General features: G+C 65.0%; 16 protein-coding genes. 13 read left to right on the top strand and 3 right to left on the bottom strand.

Translation table 11 applies throughout. From position 1 onward, the window contains the following. Window positions 1-10: 10 nt before the first annotated feature. The gene (locus tag ACXAGF_RS21285; protein ID WP_475019538.1) at window positions 11-1,435 is read right to left on the bottom strand and encodes an MmgE/PrpD family protein; all 1,425 of its coding nucleotides are present in this window, start codon (window positions 1,433-1,435) and stop codon (window positions 11-13) included. A gap of 378 nt (window positions 1,436-1,813) precedes the next feature. On the opposite strand from ACXAGF_RS21285, the gene ACXAGF_RS21290 reads away from it, so the two are divergent. The 3 genes from ACXAGF_RS21290 to ACXAGF_RS21300 all read left to right on the top strand — a co-directional run bounded on the left by ACXAGF_RS21290 (window position 1,814) and on the right by ACXAGF_RS21300 (window position 4,880). After that, entirely contained in the window at window positions 1,814-2,815 is a 1,002-nt protein-coding gene (locus ACXAGF_RS21290) for a tripartite tricarboxylate transporter substrate-binding protein (RefSeq protein ID WP_475019539.1), read from the top strand. A 66-nt stretch (window positions 2,816-2,881) separates the two neighbouring features. Next, the gene (locus tag ACXAGF_RS21295; RefSeq protein WP_475019540.1) at window positions 2,882-3,349 is read left to right on the top strand and encodes a tripartite tricarboxylate transporter TctB family protein; all 468 of its coding nucleotides are present in this window, start codon (window positions 2,882-2,884) and stop codon (window positions 3,347-3,349) included. Window positions 3,350-3,359: 10 nt separating this feature from the next. Beyond that, entirely contained in the window at window positions 3,360-4,880 is a 1,521-nt protein-coding gene (locus ACXAGF_RS21300; RefSeq protein ID WP_475019541.1) for a tripartite tricarboxylate transporter permease, read from the top strand. Between the two features lie 199 nt (window positions 4,881-5,079). Here ACXAGF_RS21300 and ACXAGF_RS21305 read toward each other — a convergent pair whose 3' ends face one another. Both ACXAGF_RS21305 and ACXAGF_RS21310 read right to left on the bottom strand, forming a co-directional pair. Beyond that, window positions 5,080-6,669 carry a rhodanese-like domain-containing protein gene (locus ACXAGF_RS21305; RefSeq protein ID WP_475019542.1) on the bottom strand — a complete coding sequence of 530 codons (1,590 nt, stop codon included), beginning with the start codon at window positions 6,667-6,669 and terminating at the stop codon, window positions 5,080-5,082. After that, a complete protein-coding gene (locus ACXAGF_RS21310; protein WP_475019543.1) occupies window positions 6,666-7,607 on the bottom strand; it encodes an alpha/beta fold hydrolase in 942 nt (313 codons plus the stop codon). Before ACXAGF_RS21310 ends, ACXAGF_RS21305 begins: the two co-directional genes overlap by 4 nt. A gap of 92 nt (window positions 7,608-7,699) precedes the next feature. Here ACXAGF_RS21310 and ACXAGF_RS21315 point away from each other — a divergent pair, with 92 nt between their 5' ends. From ACXAGF_RS21315 to ACXAGF_RS21360, 10 genes are all read left to right on the top strand, one after another. Beyond that, window positions 7,700-8,815 (top strand): mandelate racemase/muconate lactonizing enzyme family protein, encoded by a 1,116-nt coding sequence (locus tag ACXAGF_RS21315; protein WP_475019544.1) that lies wholly within the window; start codon window positions 7,700-7,702, stop codon window positions 8,813-8,815. A gap of 159 nt (window positions 8,816-8,974) precedes the next feature. Continuing rightward, window positions 8,975-9,925 (top strand): Bug family tripartite tricarboxylate transporter substrate binding protein, encoded by a 951-nt coding sequence (locus ACXAGF_RS21320; protein WP_475019545.1) that lies wholly within the window; start codon window positions 8,975-8,977, stop codon window positions 9,923-9,925. A gap of 106 nt (window positions 9,926-10,031) precedes the next feature. Next, a complete protein-coding gene (locus ACXAGF_RS21325; protein WP_475019546.1) occupies window positions 10,032-10,523 on the top strand; it encodes a tripartite tricarboxylate transporter TctB family protein in 492 nt (163 codons plus the stop codon). A gap of 18 nt (window positions 10,524-10,541) precedes the next feature. Further along, window positions 10,542-12,056 (top strand): tripartite tricarboxylate transporter permease, encoded by a 1,515-nt coding sequence (locus ACXAGF_RS21330; protein ID WP_475019547.1) that lies wholly within the window; start codon window positions 10,542-10,544, stop codon window positions 12,054-12,056. 3 nt (window positions 12,057-12,059) lie between these two features. Then, window positions 12,060-13,433: an MmgE/PrpD family protein gene (locus tag ACXAGF_RS21335; RefSeq protein WP_475019548.1), complete on the top strand. Its 1,374-nt coding sequence runs from the start codon at window positions 12,060-12,062 to the stop codon at window positions 13,431-13,433. After that, the gene (locus ACXAGF_RS21340; protein ID WP_475019549.1) at window positions 13,430-14,185 is read left to right on the top strand and encodes an SDR family oxidoreductase; all 756 of its coding nucleotides are present in this window, start codon (window positions 13,430-13,432) and stop codon (window positions 14,183-14,185) included. The genes ACXAGF_RS21335 and ACXAGF_RS21340 overlap by 4 nt, the downstream gene beginning before the upstream one ends. After that, window positions 14,182-15,219, top strand: coding sequence for an AbrB family transcriptional regulator (locus ACXAGF_RS21345; RefSeq protein ID WP_475019550.1), 1,038 nt, complete (start codon window positions 14,182-14,184; stop codon window positions 15,217-15,219). Before ACXAGF_RS21340 ends, ACXAGF_RS21345 begins: the two co-directional genes overlap by 4 nt. Before the next feature lie 3 nt (window positions 15,220-15,222). Further along, a complete protein-coding gene (locus ACXAGF_RS21350; RefSeq protein ID WP_475019551.1) occupies window positions 15,223-16,392 on the top strand; it encodes a mandelate racemase/muconate lactonizing enzyme family protein in 1,170 nt (389 codons plus the stop codon). A gap of 45 nt (window positions 16,393-16,437) precedes the next feature. Further along, entirely contained in the window at window positions 16,438-17,595 is a 1,158-nt protein-coding gene (locus ACXAGF_RS21355) for an acyl-CoA dehydrogenase family protein (protein WP_475019552.1), read from the top strand. Window positions 17,596-17,606: 11 nt separating this feature from the next. Next, on the top strand, window positions 17,607-18,728 hold the full coding sequence (locus ACXAGF_RS21360; RefSeq protein ID WP_475019553.1) for a CaiB/BaiF CoA transferase family protein: 1,122 nt from the start codon (window positions 17,607-17,609) through the stop codon (window positions 18,726-18,728). Window positions 18,729-18,768 lie beyond the last annotated feature (40 nt).

The following is an 18,768-nucleotide window of genomic DNA, read 5'->3' on the forward strand; positions in this document are numbered from 1 at the left end:
GACCGTTGCGTCAGTTGCTGACCAGCGCCATCAGTTTCCGGATGTCCGGAAGCTGCTCGAACTGCGCCACCATGCCGACGACCTCGCGCGCCTTGCCCATGTCCCAGCGGGCGAACTCGGCGCATTCGAGAAACTTCGTCGCCACTTCGTCGTAGCTCATCGGATTGGCGGGGCTACCCTTGCCGAAATCGGCCATGCCGGAGATGGTGCGGCCATCCTTCAGGCGGATGTCGATATAGGTCGTCATCAGATGGTAGCCGGCGGCTTCCGCGCGCTCGTCGACGACGAAATCGACCTTGGAGATCATCGCCTTGACGTCGTCGCGCAGCACCACTTCGTCGGTGAATTCGTTGAGGCCGGCACGGCCCTCGATCAGCAGGATCGCCATGCAGAACTGCATGGAGAACTTCGCCTGCAGCTCGTTTTGCGGCCGGTGGTGGATGAGGGCGTTGGGCATGTTGTGGTTGGTGCCGATCCGCACATGCTCGACCTGCGACGCCTCGATACCGTTCTCCTTGATGAGACGGAGCATCTCGGTCATCCCGGGATGGGTCAGCGAGCCCGACGGATGTGGCTTGATCGAGACGCCGGGGCTTTCGAATGTCCAGGGATTGCCGAGCTTGCCGCGGATGGCGTTCTCGTCGTAGCCGCCGCCGGCGGCGGAGAAGAAGCCGCGGGGGGCTTCAAGGATCGTCGGCGCGGCCGTCCAGCCGTAGGAGGCGAACTGCGCGGCCGCGATCCCGCTCTCCGAGGAGCGGCCGGCATGGAAGGGCTTTGTCATCGTGCCGAAGTTCTCGCGCAGGCCGGCGGACTGGCTGCCGGCGATCGACAGCGCGCGCAGCAGCTGCTCGACATCGAGGCCCATCAGGCGGCCTGCCGCGGCGGCCGAGGCATAGGTGCCGCAGGTGGCGGTCGCGTGAAATCCGGTCTGGTAGTGGCGCGGGTTGATGGCTTCCGCGATCTTGCATTCCACCTCGACGCCGATGTGATAGGCAAGCATGACGTCCGCGCCGCTGGCGCCGAGCGTCTCGCCCATGGCAAGGGCGGAGGGCAGGGCCGGCGCGGTCGGGTGGGTCAGTAGCCCGTAGACGCGGTCCTTGGCGACGGCCAGCTGCGTATCGTCATAGTCATCGGCATGGATGCCCACGCCATTTGCAAAAGCGGCGAAGCGCGGTGCGACCTTGCGATCCGTGCCGATGACGGTTGCCGTGCCATCGGCCGCGCCGATGTCGTCGAGATGCCGGCGGACATATTCGCCGGAGGTCGCGACGGATCCGGACAGCGCCAGGCCGATACCGTCAAGGATTGACTTCTTGCCGTTTTCGACAACGACCGCCGGCAGATCACCGCTCTTCGTGGCGTGAACGAACCGCGCGACGTCGTGCGTCAGTCCAGAGGTCGCGGTGGCGGGTTCAATCCTGGTCGCTGCAGTCATTGTCGTCCTCCCATTAGACATTTCGAACGGATGCCGTCCGGTCCGAACCCGGCTTTACGTCCAGGCCGACACAGTTAGGCGCTCCGTCTCCGGTGTCGCCAACAAACGTGGTTATCTGTCGATTGTCAACAACTTTGGTGATTGGCCGCGATACTGCCCGGGGATTACGCTGCGGTGCCAATCTTACGAACGCGTTTTCGGGCGCTGTCGTGGTGAATTGGGCGTTCGATGCCCAGTAAAATCGGGCATGGGGAAATATTGTTGACAGTTGACTAATTCGTTCCTAGCCTTGCCTATGCCTTGGGAGAGGCTGTCATCCCGGCAAGGACGGGCTGGCTAAGGGAGCAAGAGCCTCGGAAGGCTTTGGAGGAGAATGACATGACATCCAGTTTTTCGCGCCGAACCATTCTCAAGGCGGGTGCCGGGGGCGTTGCCTTTGCCGCGCTCGCCACGCCGTCGATCCTGCGCGCCCAGGGCGCCTACCCGGATCGTCCGATCAATGTCGTCGTTCCGTTCGATACGGGCGGCTACAATGACCGTCTGGCACGGGCCTTCGCACCGTTCCTGCAGGAAAAGCTCGGTCAGCCGCTGACGATCATCAACCGCGGCGGCGCTGGCGCGCTGCTCGGCCATACGTTCTTCCTGCAGCAACCCGACGACGGCTATACGATCCTGTGCACGTCGGCAGCGCCCTACCTGCCGCTCAACATCCTGACGCAGGATGCGGCGTTCAAGCTCGAAGACTTCTACATGGTCAACCTGCCGTCGCAGGACTACACCCTGATGGCGACCAATGCCGGTTCCGACATCAAGTCGGTCGACGAGGCCATTTCCCGGCTGAAGGCAGACCCGGGAAGCCTGTCCGTCGGCCTCCAGCCGGCATCGGCCGATCTCGTCAACTTCAGCATTCTTTGCGCGGCAAACGGGATCGACTCCAATGCCGTGCGCGTCGTCACCTTTGACGGCGGCGGGCCGGCGCGCAACGCCGTCGCCGGCGGCGTCGTCGACGTCGGTTTCGTCGGTGGCGAAGGTTTCCTGCCGCTGGCCGAACAGATCCGCCCCTTGCTCACCTTCGACACGCGCAAGCGCGACAACTGGGAAGGTGCAATCGTGACCGACGTTCTCGGTGCCGAGGCCGACTTCGTGGTCGGTTCGCAGCGCGGCTGGGGTCTGCACGGCTCAATGCAGGCCTCAAATCCCGAGGTCTTCAAGACCTTGGCCAGCGCCATCGAAGCCGCGTCCCAGAACCCGGCGGCAATCGAGGCGCTGAAGAACCAGCAACTCGCCACCGACTGGTACGGCCCGGAGGAGTCCAACAAGATGCTCGCCCGCACCGCTTCGGTGATGGAGAAGTATCTGGATCTGCTGAAAGGCAACTAACCGCCGGGAAACGTTCCGGGGGGCGGGCGATGATGGCCTGCTCCCCGGACGATGGAGAGCACTTCAATGAGCACCAATTCAGGCCGAAAGGTCGTGTGGGGTCATCTCATACTCCTGACCGTCATCGTCGGTGTCGTCGTCGCCTACCTTCTCGACGCACGCGGGGTTTCTCTACGGGTGAACAACCTGTTGCTCGTGCAGCCGGCTGCGATCTTCGCGCTTATCCTCGCCGCCTTCGTCCTGCCCGGCATCTTTCCGCGCGCCGACGCCGCGGACGAGGATGAGCCGAAGGGCGAGACGCGGGGCGATCTGCTGCGCGTCTTTATCCTGATCGCAGCACTTGCCGGCCTTGCCTTTTCGCTGGAAGTGGTCGGCTTCGACATCGCCACCTTCGCCTTCATGGTCGTCGGCCTGGCCGTCTGCGGAGAAAGGCGCTGGTGGGTCAATCTCCTGTTCAGCGCGCTCTTCACCGTGTTCCTGATCTACGGATACGGGACCATCACACCTTTCCCCTTCCCGTTGACAATTCTTTGAGTGTGACGCCGTGATCGAGCTGAATTCTGTCTCCGGAGCCTTTGCGCTGTTGACCTCAGACGTCAACGCCTGGCTCTACCTGCTTCCCGGCCTGCTGATCGGACTCGTCTTTGGCGCAATGCCCGGCATATCGATCACGATGGCCATGGCCTTCGCCCTGCCGGCCACGCTCTACATGGAGTTCCTGCCGGCCATCGTCTTCCTGACTGCGATTTATACCGGCGCCGGCTTCGGCGGATCGGTCCCGGCGGTATTGATGGGCATTCCGGGCACGTCCTCTGCGGTGGCCACCACGTTCGACGGCTATCCGATGGCGCGAAAGGGACAGCACAACCAGGCGCTCGGCGTGGCGCTCGCCTCGTCCGTCGTCGGCTGCCTCGCCAGCTACGTCATGCTCTTCCTGCTGATCGTGCCGATTTCCGGCGTCGTGTTGAAGCTCGGGCCGCTCGAGATGTTTGCCGTCGCGGTTTGGGGCATGTTGCTGCTCGGCTCTCTCGCCGGCACGCATATCAGCCGCGGCCTTCTGGCAGGCACCTTCGGCGTGCTGCTCGGAACCGTCGGCATGAATACAGCCGGTTTCGTCCGGGGGACGATGGGCATCCCGTGGCTGCTGGACGGAGTACCGCAGATCCCTGCCATGATGGGTCTCCTGGCCGCCAGCCAGTTGATCGGTCTTATCAACACGACCTATCTCATCGAGGACGAGGGTTCGCGCCAGATCAGCTTCGGCAAGATCCTCGAGGGCGTGCGGCAGACCTTTCGCTATCCGACGATCATCTTCCGCGGCTCGCTGATCGGTGTCGTCATCGGCTCGATTCCCGGCGTCGGTTCGTCGATTTCCAACCTGCTGTCCTACTCGGAGACGAAGCGGAACGCCTCAGACGGCGATACGTTCGGGCAGGGTAATCCGAAAGGCGTCATTGCGGCCGAGGCGGCGAACTCCTCCTCGGAGGGCGGCGCCATGGCGACGATGCTGGCGCTCGGCATCCCCGGCGGCGGCGCGACGGCGATCCTGCTTGCGGCCTTTGCGATGCACAACATCGTCGGCGGACCGAGCTTCATCGCCAATAACAAGGATATCGTCTACGCGGTCATCTTCTCCAACTTCGCGCAGGCCATCCTGCTGTTCGCCGTTGGCCTCGGTTTCGTCTACGTGGCGGGTTACGTCGTGCGTGTGCCGCTGCGTTTCCTGATCCCTAGCGTCCTCGTCGTCTCGACCTTCGGGGCCTATGCGATCGAGGGCAGTTCTGCGGGACCGATCACGCTCTGGGTGTTCTCGGTTCTCGGCTGGGCGATGGTGCGCTACGGTTACCCGGTGGCGGCGGCCGTCGTCGGGCTGCTGCTCGGCAGCCTGCTGGAAGGGAACCTGCTCAGGACCAACCAGATCAGCGGCGGCGACTTCATCAACTATGCGCTCGAGCGGCCCTGGGCGCTGGTGATCTTCGCGCTGATGCTCGGCTCCATCCTGCTGCAGGTGATCTCCAAGCGCCGCCGGGCAAGGGAGGCGGCGCTGTCGCCGGAACCGAACTGACGCGCGCCGCGTCTATCCGGGGCCATTCCGCCGAAGCAGGCTTTCACCTCTGGGCCAGGCGAAAACCTGTTCCGGCCTTCCGGTTGTTCCGCGAGGCGTTGCGCCGACAAGACCGATTGCAAGGGGCCGGCCGCGGTCTACGCCTGACCACAGGCCAAAATCACTCCGGGCAAGCGGTCAAAGTCCCTGCAGGTTGGTATCATGGCCGTTCCAGCCGGTATTCATCGCGCTCAATCTCGTCCATCTGGTCGATCAGGCCGGTTTCCCAGGCGAGGTAGCGTCGCGAGGATTCCAGATTGCCGTCGTGGCGATCGTGGACGAAGAAGAGATGGTCGATCGCGTCTTTGTCGCGCGGCGTGTCCGGTGTCGCGACAATTGGGGCACCGGCCTCGACGAGGGCCTTGTGGCCGCCATCGACGAGCATGATATCGCCGATTCCCGAGTCGCGCATGTCCATGGCGGCCAGTGCCGCCGCCGGCCGGTCGTCGGCGATCAGCAGCGCCGTCTTCGTTCCGAGCGCGCCGGCGATCGCCTTGGCGCGCGGGCGCACCATCCAGGTCGCGCCGTCGACATGTCCGGCACGATGGGCAAGCGATCCGCGCAGGTCGACGAAGGCCGCCGTGTTGTTCGCCACGTGCCTGAGGGCCTCTTCGGGACCCAGCGACGAAAGGGCTGGCGACGGCCACGGCGACGACATGGCGTCGTCCCGGTGCGGCCGCCGTCGCACCGCCTCGTCGATGACGGCTACATAGGGGCGGTAGCCCAGTTGCCGCAGCCAGAAGGCGGCCAGCGCCGCCCGCAGCCCGAGGTCGTCGAAGAGCACGAGCCGGGCATGGCGCACGGCAACCCATTGGTCGGTCGCCTGCACGAGTTGCCCCGACAGCGCATGGCACGCACCGGGAACGGGGTCGGCCGCGGCTTCCTCGATGGAGCGCACGTCGAGCAGGTAGGTCGTGGTTTCGTCATCCGACAGGAATGCGCCGATACCGGCGGCATCGACGGTCTCTATGCCGAAACGCTCGATCAGCGATCGCGCGGCGGTGCGGGTGTGTCCGGCGTCGGCAGTCGAAAGCGCCGGAAACGCCGCAGCGATATTGCCGCGCTCCAGTGCCTGGCCAGCGAGGGCCCAGCCCTGCGTGCCGTTTTCCAGCGCCAGCACAGGGCCCCGGTGGCCGCATAGCGTTACCCCGATCGCGCCGATGATGCCGCGGGTGCGGCCGGCGCAGGTGATGACGATCGGTGTATCGGGCCCGGCGGCGACGGGCAGCCGATGGGCCAGTTCGCCGTTCGGCAGGCAGGTGGCACCCGGCACGCGCATCTTGGCATATTCTTCGGCGGGTCGGGCATCAAAGAAGCGGAAGTCGCGCCCCTCGGCCTTCCAGTCCGCAAGCGCCGCGGGGGTTAGCATGGCGGGATGCCAGATGTGCTCGGCCAGTTCGCCGAGCATCTTCGACGGCACGTTGACGCCCTTGTAGACCGGAAACCCCTCGTCCACCCAGGCTTTCATCCCACCCGCGACGACGCTGACATCCATGTAGCCGATGGCCTCTAGACGCCGCGCCGCTCGCTCCGCCACGCCGTCGCCGGCGTCGAGGAGCATTGCCGGCGCCGTCCGCCGGGGAACGAGGCGGGGCGCGAGAATCTCAAGTCGCGAATAGGGGCAGGGCGTGGCGAAGAGCGGATGCGCCTCGCCGAACTGCCCCGCCTCGCGCACGTCGAGCAGTGCGATCTCGCCGTCGTCGTGCAGGCGCTTGCGGGCCTCGGTGACCGGGATGATCCGCGCCGTCATCGTGCGTCGTCCCAATGCGGTTCGCGGCCGGAGAAGAAATCCCAGAACAGCGGATAGACGATGTCCGGGCGGTGTTCGGCCGGGTAGTGGCCGGTCGGGATACCGAAGCCGCGCAGGTCGTCCGCCCATTCTCCCCAGGCCTCGATCGGCTTGAAATGGCGCCCGCAGTGGCTGTTGGTACCCCAGATCACCATGACCGGGCATTCGAGCCGCTGGTTGCCGTAATCCGCCGTGTCCATGGCGAGGTCCAGCGTCACTGTCGCGCGGTAGTCCTCGCAGACTGCGTGAATCTGCTCCGGCGTCGTGCAGCGCACATACTCGGCCATCGCTTCCGGCGTAAAGATCTCAAGCCCGACGCCCTTCTTGTTGAGCTTGTAGTGAATGTAATAGTCGAGATCGGCGCAGATCAGCCGCTCGGGGAAGGGCGCTTTCTGCGCCATGAAGAACCAGTGGTAGCTTTCCAGCCCCCAGCCGAGCGTGACGTTTGTCAGGACGTGATGGGTCGGCACGATGTCGAGGGCGGCGAGCCGCTCGACCCGGTCCGGCCGGTCGAGCGCCATGCGAAAGCCGACGCGCGCGCCGCGATCATGGCCGGCGAGCTGGAAGCGGTCGAAACCGAAATGGTCCATGATCTCGAAATTGTCCTCGCCCATGGCGCGGAACGTATAGGCCGCGTGGTCGTCGCCGCCGTCCGGCTTTGAACTGTCGCCATAGCCGCGCAGATCCGGCGCGATGACGGTGAAGGTCTTCGCAAGTGTCGGCGCGATCTTGTGCCAGCTGACATGGGTAAGCGGATTTCCATGGATCAGCAGGAGCGGCGGACCGTTGCCGGCGACCGCGACTTCGATCGTCGCGCCTGAGGTGCGGACCGTCTCGCGGCGGAAGCCTTCCATGAGCGAGCTGTTTCGGGTGAGAGTCGGCATTTCGATTGCATTCATTCTCAAATCCTCCCTTTTTGTAGATTGTCTACAATAATGAAATGCGCTAGACAATGCCTCGTTTGCTCCACGGCGCAGGGAGGGCGCTTTCCATGATCATTCAGGACATCAGGGCCAGTCTGCACGGCTTCTCGATCGAAATACCGCTGCTCGAAGGACGCGTGCAGGGCTACGGACGCGAGGAGCAGACCCATTTCGTCTTCTGCCAGGTGGAGACAGACGAGGGGATCGTCGGCTACGGACTGACAGGGCATTTCCTCTCCCGCGCCGTCATCGTCGCATTGGAGCAACATATCCTTCCGTGCGTGAAGGGCATGGATGTGCGCGACCTGGAGAAGATCCACCAGCGCGTCTGGCAGAAGCTCAATCCGCGCGCCATGAGCGGCACGATCTCGATGGCGCTCTCCTGCCTCGACATCGCGCTCTGGGACATCATTGGCAAGGCCGAGGGGCGTTCGATCGCAGCGATGCTCGGCGGTGCGCGCGACCGGGTGCCCTGCTACGTCACTTTCGGCTTTCCGCAATATGACCGCGATCTGCTCGGGGAGGCGGCGAAACTTCATGTTTCCAAAGGCTTCCGGGCGCTGAAATCGGTCGTTGCGGTCGACAAGGGCGGCTGGCGCGAGGATGCGCGGCGGGTCAAGGCTATTCGCGACGCGATCGGCCCCGACATCGATTTGATGATCGACGCCAACTATCTCTTCAACCCGGTCGAGGCGAATTATCTCTGCCGCGAGATCGAGGATTGCGGCATCACCTGGTTCGAGGAGCCGCTGACGCAGAACGATGCGCGCGCGCTCGCCGACCTGAGGCGCTCGACCAAGATCCCTCTGGCCGCCGGCCAGATGGAGGGGCACCGCTGGCGGATGCGCGAATTCGTCGAGCACCAGTCGCTCGATATCCTGCAGCCGAACGTCACCTATTGCGGCGGCTATACCGAGGCGCGGAAGGTCGCGCATCTCGCCCAGATCTACAACATGCCGATCGCCAACGGTGGCGGCTGGCCGCTGTTCAACATGCATCTCCTGGCCGGCATGATGAACGGCTGGATCGTCGAATGGCATCTCGGCATGGTGGCCGTCGGCGAGACGCTGTTCACCGACGCGCCGGAGCCGAAGGACGGATTCATCGACATTCCGGACCGACCGGGGCTTGGCCTGACGCTTGATCAGGACGCGTTCCGCGAGACGCGCGTGGCCCTCGGCTGACCGGCAAGCCGATGTCGGTCCCGTCGGTCATAAAATTGTTGACACTTGACAATACGCGAGCATAGGCTTGCGCGTTACATGCCGGAGAGTGTCGCAAACCCGAAGAGTTTTATAAATGCCGAACGGGAGGTTCGGCCGAAATCTGGGAGGTTTTCACCGATGAAGAAGCTGCATCTCGTCACCGCCGTCGCGGCCGCCCTCATGGCGGGGGGCACGGCCGTTCACGCACAGGAATACCCGGTTGACACGGTGACGCTGGTCACCCATTCGAGCCCCGGCGGCGGCAGCGACGTGTTCCTGCGCGAGCTGTCGCGCTACCTCACGCCCTATCTCGGCGCCAATGTCATCGTCGAGAACGTCAGCGGCGGCTCCGGCGCAAAGGCCATGGCGCAGCTTGCACAGGCGCCGGCCGACGGATCGATCTTCTATGCGACGACGCCAACCTTCATCTACACCTCTCTGCTCTCCGAACCGGAATACAAATACACCGACCTCGAGCCGCTGGTGAATTTCTTCATCGACCCGGAGGTAATCTACACGTCCGCAAAGAGCGAGTTCAAGACACTGGAGGACGTCATCCAGTTCGCGCGTGACGGTCGCGGGCAGTGGGGCGCGGCCAACCCGGCATCGCTGGAGCGCCAGGCACTGGAGCAATTGAAGGCGGCTGCCGGCGTCAATGCGGCAGTCGTCACCCATGAGGGCGGCGGCGACATGATGATCAACGTGCTGAACGGCACGCTGCAGATCGGCGTCGGCGAGGTGCAGGAAATCCAGTCGCAAATCGAGGCTGGCGAACTCAGGCTCCTTGCCACCTTCAGCGACAAGCGCCTCGATGCATTCCCGGACCTGCCGACCGTCGAGGAATCCGGCTATAATGTCGTCGTACGCAAGTTCCGTGGGCTTGCGGGACCTAAGGGTCTGCCGGACGACGTCGTCGCCGCCTGGGAGGCTGCGACGCAGAAGGTGCTGGCCGATCCGAAGTACAAGGAAACCTACGAGGGCGCCAACCTGCGCGCCGAGTTCATCGCCCACGACGACTATGTCGCGTTCATCGAGACCTTCGGCAAGGAAACGGAAGCCTTCCTGAAGGAAACCGGCGTGATCGAATAGCCGATCCACCATCGGACGCGGCACGGCATTTGCGCGTGCCGCTCCGTATTTCGCCCCAGTCCAGAGCCGCGTTTTCCGAACGCCCCGTCTTCCATGTGAGGCTGTCATGCTAACCCGGGACTTCGTCGGCGGTGTCGCGTCCATCGCAATCGGTACCGTCTATCTCTACTTCGCCTATCAGTTGCGGACCAGTGCGCTGGACGACAGCATGGGTCCGGGCGGACTGCCGCGCATCTACGGCTGGCTTCTGGTCGGTCTGGGGGCGGTGCTGACGATCCAGGCCCTGCTGGCCAGGCGCCTGGCCGCGGCCGGCGCGGTGCCGGAGAAAAAGGGCGAATGGGAAGGGCAGGGCCGGAAGGTCGCCTTCGCAGCCGGCCTGCTCGCCATCGGCATCGGCTACATCTTCGTCGTCGAGACCCTCGGCTACCTGCTCTCTGTCGCGGTGCTGCTTCTCGTCAGTGCGCTGTATCTCGGCGCCGGCAACAGGGGGCGGGTTCTTGCGGTGGCGGTGCTCGGCGCCGTCTTCCTGTGGGTGATGTTCGTCATCGTGCTGGGCGTGCGCATGCCGTCCGGTGTTCTTGCTGGCCTCGGCCTCTGAGTCCCGGAGTTCTGATCCATGGAAACCCTCACCCATACCGCGGCCTTCCTGCTCGACTGGCATGTAATCCTTCCCGCGCTGATCGGCGTCACCTGGGGCATCATGGGCGGTGCGCTGCCCGGTATCTCGCCGTCGATCACCATGGCGCTGCTTCTGCCCTTCACCTACACGCTCGATCCGACGAGCGCGATCGTGCTGCTCGCCTCCACCTATATCGGCGCAGAATATGGCGGCTCGGTTCCGGCGATCCTCATCCGAACGCCCGGTACCAATGCGGCGGCGGCAACCGTCATCGACGGCTACGAGATGAACCGGCAGGGTAAGGCGGGGCTGGCGCTCGGCATCTCGCTCTATTCGGGCGTGATCGGCAGCCTCTTCGGGCTCGCGATGCTGATAACGCTCTCCGGACCGCTGGCACAGGTGGCGCTCGCCTTCACGCCGATGGCCTATTTCGCACTCGGTATCCTCGGCCTTTCGGTCATCGCGACGCTGTCGGGCGAGAACCTCGTCAAGGGCCTGATCGCGGCGATCCTCGGGCTGATCATCGCCACCATCGGCAGCGATCCCGTCACCGGCGGCACACGCTTCGCCTTCGGCTCGGCCGAACTTCTGGGCGGCATCGAGCCGGTGATGATCATGGTGGGCCTCTTCGCCATGAGCGAGCTTCTTGTGCAGGCTTCCAAGCGCGGCGTCGACGGACGCGTCACGTCCCGGCCACGCATCCAGTTTCCCGACTGGCCGCTCGCCAAGAGGCTCATTCCGGCGCAGCTGATCGGCAACGGCATCGGCACGTTCGAGGGCGTCATGCCGGGCGCCGGCGGCACCATCGCCTCCTTCATGTCGTACAACGAGGCGCGGCGCTGGTCGCGCCGTCCGGAGGAATTCGGCAAGGGTTCGCCGGAGGGTATCGCCGCTCCCGAGACCGCCAACAACACCGTCGCCGAGACGGCGCTGGTGCCGCTCCTGTCCTTCGGCATTCCGGGCTCCAATTCGACCGCAATCCTGCTCGGCGGCTTCCTGATCCACGGTATCGTGCCGGGTCCGATGCTGTTCCAGAAATCCGGCGAGGTAGTCTACGGTCTCTATGCCGGCCTCTTCACGGCGGCCGTCGGCCAGCTCCTCATCGGCATGGCGATGCTTCCGGTCTGCATCTGGCTCGTCAACCGGCCGCGGCCCTATCTCAACGCCTTCATCTTCGCGCTCATCCTCTCCGGCATCTACTCGATCCACAACGAGGCCTTCGATCTCGGCATCATGATCGCCGCCGGCGTGCTCGGCTTCTTCATGCGGATGTTGCGCTTTCCCTTCCTGCCGACCGTGCTCGGCCTGGTGCTTGGCTATCTGGTGGAGAGCAATTTCCGCCGTTCGCTGGTGCTTTCCGGTGACGACTGGATGATCTTCGTCGACGACCGGATCTCGCTCTGCCTCCTGATCCTCGCCTTCGTCTTCATTGGCGGATCGATCGCCAAGCGCATCCATGACCTCGTGCGCCACCGCCCGTCCTCGACATTTTCCGAAAGCGCTGAAAGCTGATTCATGACGAATGATCCGAACACCCCGTCCGTTTCCGAACGCATTGCCGCCTGGGGCGCAGAACTCGGGCCGGGCGACCTGCCAGCGGCAACGCGCGCCAAGAGCCGTGACATCCTGGTCGACATCGTCGGCCTCTGCATCGCGGCGCGCGGGACCGACTATGTCGCGGCCGCCAAGGCGGCCGCCGAGCCAGGCGATCACATCATCGTCGGCCACACCGAACGGGTCTCGCCTTCGAGCGCTGCGCTCGTCAACGGCACGGCTGCGCATGGCGAGGATTTCGACGACACGTTCGAGGGCGGGCCGGTGCATTCCGGCGTTGTCATCGTTCCCGCACTTCTTGCCGCCGCGCAGAAATATCATCTGACCAATGACCGGGTCATGCTCGGCATCGCCGTCGGCACCGAACTGCTCTGCCGTCTGGCGCTGACCCTGCCGAAGGCCGTGCACAAGGCCGGCTTTCATCCGACGGCGGTGCTCGGCACCTTCGCCGCGACCTTCGGCATCGCGGTGGCGCGCGGCGCGTCCGAGAAGGTCATCGTCGACGCGCTCGGCATCGCCGGATCGATGGCCTCGGGCATCATCGAATATCTCGGCGACGGAAGCTGGACCAAGCGGATGCATCCCGGCTGGTCGGCGCAATCGGCGCTTCGGGCCGTCGCCATGGCGGAGGCCGGTTTCGCCGGCCCGCGCCTCGTCTTCGAGGGGACCCACGGCGCATTCAAGACCTTTGCTCCGTCGATCGAGCCGAAGACCGACCGGCTGTTCGACGGCCTCGGCCGGGCCTTCGTGATGGATGGCATCACCTTCAAGCCCTACCCCTGCGGCACGATGGTGCAGCCCTATATCGATGTTGCGATGACGCTCCGGGCCAGGAATGTGCCGCTCCACGGTATCAAGCGCATCGTCTGCAAGACGGCGGAAGGCATCGTGCACCGCCTCTGGGAGCCGATCGAGTTGAAGCGCCGGCCGCCGACCGCCTATGCCGCCAAGTTCTCGACCCCCTTCGGCGTGGCGCTCGGCCTTGTGCGCGGCCATGCCGACCTCGGCGATTTCACCGAAGAGGCGATCCGCGATCCGGACCTGCTGCGACTGTGCGCGCTGGTCGATTTCGAGGTCGACCCCGACAACCCCTATCCCGCCGCCTTCACCGGCCATGTCCGGATCGAGTACGCGGACGGGCGCGTCGAGGAGGCCGAGCAGGGCCACATGCGCGGCGGCGTCGAGGAGCCGCTGACGCGGGCCGAGATCGACGCGAAGTTCCGCGCCAACGTCGCCTTCGGCGGCCACGGCGATGCTGCGGCGCTGCTCGCGGCGTGCGATGCCATCGCATCGATGAAGGGCGGACATGATGTAGTTAAGGAGCTTGCGAAATGATCGAGACCGATCTTCAGGACCGCGTCGCCCTCGTCACCGGCGCGTCGCGCAACATCGGCCGGGCCATCGCCGTCGCGCTGGCCGGACGGGGCGCCGATATCGTCGTGCATGTGGCGAGCGACCGGTCGGCCGGCGGCGAGACGGTGGCCGCAGTCGAGGCGCTCGGCCGACGCGCGACCGTGGTCGGCGGCGACCTGTCTGATCCGGATACGGCAGCCCGTGTCGTGCGCGAGGCGGCAGATGCCTTCGGCCGTCTGGACGTCGTCGTCAACAATGCCGCAATCCGGCCGGAAGCAGCGTTCGCCGAGATTACCTATGCCGACTGGCGCAGGGTGATGGGCGTCGCGCTCGATGCCGTCTTCCTCGTCTCGCAGGCCGCGCTTGCGCATCTGGAGAAGAGCGACCAGGCGGCGATCGTCAATCTCGGCGGCCTGACGGGACACACGGGGGCCGCCCACCGGGCGCATGTCATCACCGCCAAGGCCGGCGTGGTCGGACTCACCAAGGCAATGGCGCACGAACTCTCGCCGAAGGGCATCACCGTCAATTGCGTCGCGCCGGGCCTCATCGAGACGGTTCGCATCAGCAACGACGGCGCGGCGCCAAAGCACCACGGCAACCGCAAGAACCTCGTCGGCCGGCACGGGCGGCCGGAGGAGGTGGCCGAGGCGGTCGCCTATCTGGCGGGCGCGCGCGGACGTTACGTCACTGGCGAGACGCTGCATGTCAACGGCGGCGCCTACCTGTCATGACAATCGGGACCAACCTCACGCTGGCCGGCGGTATCGCCGCCTCGGCCGTGGCTGGTTGGCTCCTGTCCCTGACAGGCGTTCAGCTCGCCTGGATTCTCGGTGCGATGGCGGGCAGCGCCGTCTATGCCAATACCGTCGGCCTCGGCGGCAAGACAAAATATGCTCGCCGCCTCGGCCAGCTCCTCATCGGCGCTGCGACGGCGGCGATCCTGACGCCGGGCATTCTCGGCGAGCTCTGGTCCTATCTGCCGGCAATGATCGCTGCCGCCTTAGTCGCCAATGCGCTGGGCGTGGCTCTCGCCTTCCCGCTGCAGAAGATCGCCCGTGTCGATCGCAAGACCGCATTGCTCTCGACACTTCCGGCCGGCATGTCGGAAATGGCGTCACTGGCGCGCGAGATCGGCGCGCAGTCCGACGTCGTGATGGTCGTGCATACGCTGCGCGTGGTGATGATCGTCGTCCTCGTTCCCTTCCTTTTCGGCGTCGACCGGAACGCTGTCGCTGCTGCCGTCGATCCGCAGGCGAGCGTCCTGGCGCTTGCCGCCTGCGTCGCCGGCGGTCTGGTGCTGTCGGTGGTGACCTCGCGACTCGGCGTGCTCAATCCCTGGGTCATCATGCCGATGGCGGTCGGCATCATGCTGGTGTCGATGAACGTCGCCATCGCGACGATGCCCTGGTGGCTGATCGTCACCGCGCAGGTGCTCATCGGCTTCTCGCTCGGCGCGCGGCTGAAGAAGGAGGACTTCGCGCGTGTTCCGCGGGCGGCGCTTGCCGCCGTCCTCTGCAGCGGCGGGCTCATCCTCATCATGATCTTCGGCTTCGTGCCGGTGCTCCGCCTTTTCGTCGATGTCGCGCCGGTCTCGCTGGCGCTCGGCGTTGCGCCCGGCGGGCTCGGCGAGATGATCGCCTCGGCCAAGGCGCTCGGTGCCGCCGCCGCCATCGTTGCCGGTTTCCAGTTCACCCGCTCCTTCCTCACCAACATCATCGCGCCGTCGCTGCTCGTTCGCTTCGCGGCCAGTCCGAAAGGCAAGTGACCCATGAATATCGTCGATATCCGCGAGGCCGTGGTCTCGATCTCCTCGCCCATCCGCAACGCCTTCATCGATTTTTCGAAGATGACGGCAAGCGTGGTTGCCGTCGTCACCGACCAAGTGAAGGATGGCAAGCCGGTGATCGGCTACGGCTTCAACTCGAATGGCCGCTATGCGGCGAGCGGGCTCTTGAACGAGCGTTTCCTGCCGCGGCTGCGTGAGGCGAAGCCGGAAAGCTTCATCAACGATGCCGGCGACAATCTTGACCCGCACAGGATCTGGGCGGCGATGATGGTGAACGAGAAACCGGGCGGTCATGGCGAGCGCTCGGTCGCCGTCGGTGTCGTGGACATGGCGGTCTGGGATGCCGTCGCCAAGATTGCCGGCGTGCCGCTCTACAAATACCTGGCCGATACCTATGGCGACGGCACCCACGACGATTCCGTGTTCGTGTATGCCGCCGGCGGCTACTATTATCCGGGCAAGGACGACAACCAGCTCCAGGACGAGATGCGGCGCTATCGCGCCATGGGCTACGAGGTCGTCAAGATGAAGATCGGCGGCGCGCCTCTCGACAAGGACATCCGGCGGATCGAGGCCGTGCTGGAGGTGGTGGGCGAGGGCAAGTATCTTGCCGTCGACGCGAACGGCCGCTTCGATCTCGAAACGGCGCTCGCCTATGCGGAGGCGATGAAGCCCTACAACCTCTTCTGGTACGAGGAAGCGGGCGACCCGCTCGACTATCATATCCAGGCCGAACTCGCGAAGGTCTATCCCGGGTCGATGGCGACCGGTGAGAACCTCTTCTCGCATCAGGACGCACGCAATCTCGTGCGCTACGGCGGCATCCGGCCGGATCGCGACTGGCTGCAATTCGACTGTGCACTCTCCTACGGGCTTGTCGAATATCTGCGCACGCTGGAGGCGATCGGGCAGGAGGGCATTTCCAGCCGCAACTGCATTCCCCATGGCGGGCACCAGCTTTCGCTCAACATCGCCGCCGGCCTGAAACTCGGCGGCAACGAATCCTATCCGGAGGTCTTCAAGCCGTTCTGCGGCTTTGCCGACGGCAACCGCATCGAAAACGGCCGTGTCGGCCTGCCGGATGCGCCGGGCATCGGCTTCGAGCAGAATTCGGCGCTGATCAGGGCGATGCGCGAAGCGACGAACACCTGAGCGGCGAAAGGGTATGGAAATTCGATGAACGAGGAATAGACAGTCATGGTCGACGCCGACACGATCCGCGAGATCCGCCAGTCGATCGCCTCTCTTTGCGCCCGCTTTCCGGGGGAATACTGGCGCGGGCTCGACCGGGAGAAGGCCTATCCGTCCGCCTTCGTCAACGCGATGACGGACGGCGGATTCCTCGGGGTCCTGGTGCCGGAGGACTATGGCGGCAGCGGGCAGGGCATCACGGTCGCCGCCAACATCCTGGAAGAGGTTCATGCGCAGGGCTGCAACGCGGCAGCCCTCCATGCGCAGATGTACACGATGGGCACGCTGCTGCGTCACGGCAGCGAGGCGCAGAAGACGCTGTGGCTGCCGAAGATCGCGAGCGGCGAGACAAGGCTCCAGGCCTTCGGCGTCACCGAGCCGACGGCCGGCACCGATACGACATCGATCCGCACCTTCGCGGAGAAGCGGGGCGACCGCTATATCGTCAACGGCCAGAAGGTCTGGACCTCGCGGGCCGAGCATTCCGACCTGATGATCCTGCTCGCCCGCACGACGGCGAAGGACAAGGTGGCGAAAAAGCGCGACGGACTCTCGGTCTTTCTCGTCGACATGAAGACGGCGCTTGGCAACGGGCTTTCGATCAAGCAGATCCGCGCCATGCTGAACCATGCGACGACGGAAGTGTTCTTCGACAATCTGGAGATTCCTGCCGACAGCCTGATCGGCGAAGAGGGCAAGGGCTTCAGCTACATCCTCGACGGCATGAATGCGGAGCGTATCCTGATCGCGGCGGAATGCATCGGCGATGCGGCGTGGTTCACAAGGACATCGTCGCGCTATGCCAACGAACGCGTCGTGTTCGGCCGGCCGATCGGCCAGAACCAGGGCGTACAATTCCCGATCGCCCGGGCCTATGCGGCGGCTGAGGCGGCAAAGCTGATGGTCTATCGCGCGGCGGAGCGCTTCGACCGGGGCGAACCCTGCGGGCCGGAGGCCAACATGGCGAAGCTGCTTGCCTCCGAAGCCTCGTGGCAGGCGGCCGATACCTGCCTTCAGACCCATGGCGGCTTCGGTTTTGCCGAGGAATACGATGTCGAGCGCAAGTTCCGCGAGACGCGGCTCTACCAGGTGGCGCCGATCTCGACGAACCTCATCCTCGCCTATCTGTCCGACCATGTGCTCGGCATGCCCCGTTCTTATTGAGGGCCTAGAGGATGGCCCGAGCGCTCGATGGATTGCTGGTCGTCTCACTGGAACAGGCCGTGGCGGCGCCCTTCTGCACCTCGCGGCTGGCGGATGCTGGCGCGCGGATCATCAAGGTGGAGCGGCCGGAAGGCGATTTCGCGCGCAACTACGACCGGCTGGCCAAGGGCCAGTCCTCCTATTTCGTCTGGCTGAACCGCGGCAAGCAGTCGATCGCGCTCGACCTGAAGCAGGCAGAGGATCTGGCGGTGCTGAAGTCGATGCTGGCGAAGGCGGACGTCTTCGTTGAAAATCTCGCACCCGGCGCCGTTACGCGCCTCGGGCTTGGCGTCGACATGCTGGAAGGCCTCAATCCGGCGCTGATCCAGTGCCATATCTCCGGCTATGGCGACCACGGGCCGCACCGCGGCCGCAAGGCCTATGACCTTCTGATCCAGGCGGAATGCGGGCTTGCCTCGGTCACAGGCACGCCGGAGGAAGCCGCACGCGTCGGCATTTCGGTCTGCGATATCGGCACCGGCATGTATGCCCATGCGGCGATCCTCGAGGCGCTGATCGAAAGGCGGAGTACAGGCCGGGGCGCGGTCATCGACGTTGCGATGTTCGACGCCATGGCCGACTGGATGGCGGTGCCGCTGCTGCAGGCCGAGGGTGCCGGCAGGAACCCGCCGCGCATGGGCCTGCGCCATCCGTCGATCGCGCCCTATGGCGTCTTTTCCTGCGCCGACGGCCGCGGCGTGCTGATTTCCATCCAGAACGAGCGCGAATGGCATGCCTTCTGCGCCACCGTCATGGGAGACGCGGCACTCGCGACCGATCCACGGTTTTGCGATGCCTTCCGCCGGATCGAGAACCGGCCGGTGATGGACGGGCTGATCGCGGCAGCCTTCGCCGCACAGCCGCACGAAGCGATGATCGAGCGTCTCGATGGGGCGGGCATCGCCTATGCCATGGTCAACACGCCGCTCGATCTGGCGGAACATCCGCATCTGAGACGGATCGACGTTTCGACGGACGGCGGCGCCATTGCCGTCCCCGCTCCCCCGGCGCACAGACGGGGCAGCGTGCCGGACTTTGGCGCGGTGCCGGCCGTCGATGCCGACGGCGCGGCGATCCGCCGGGAATTCGGCTGAGCCGATGCGACACGCGCTGATCTGTGCGATGGGAGGAAGA

This window comes from Mycoplana sp. ABR4_002 (assembly GCF_056159645.1).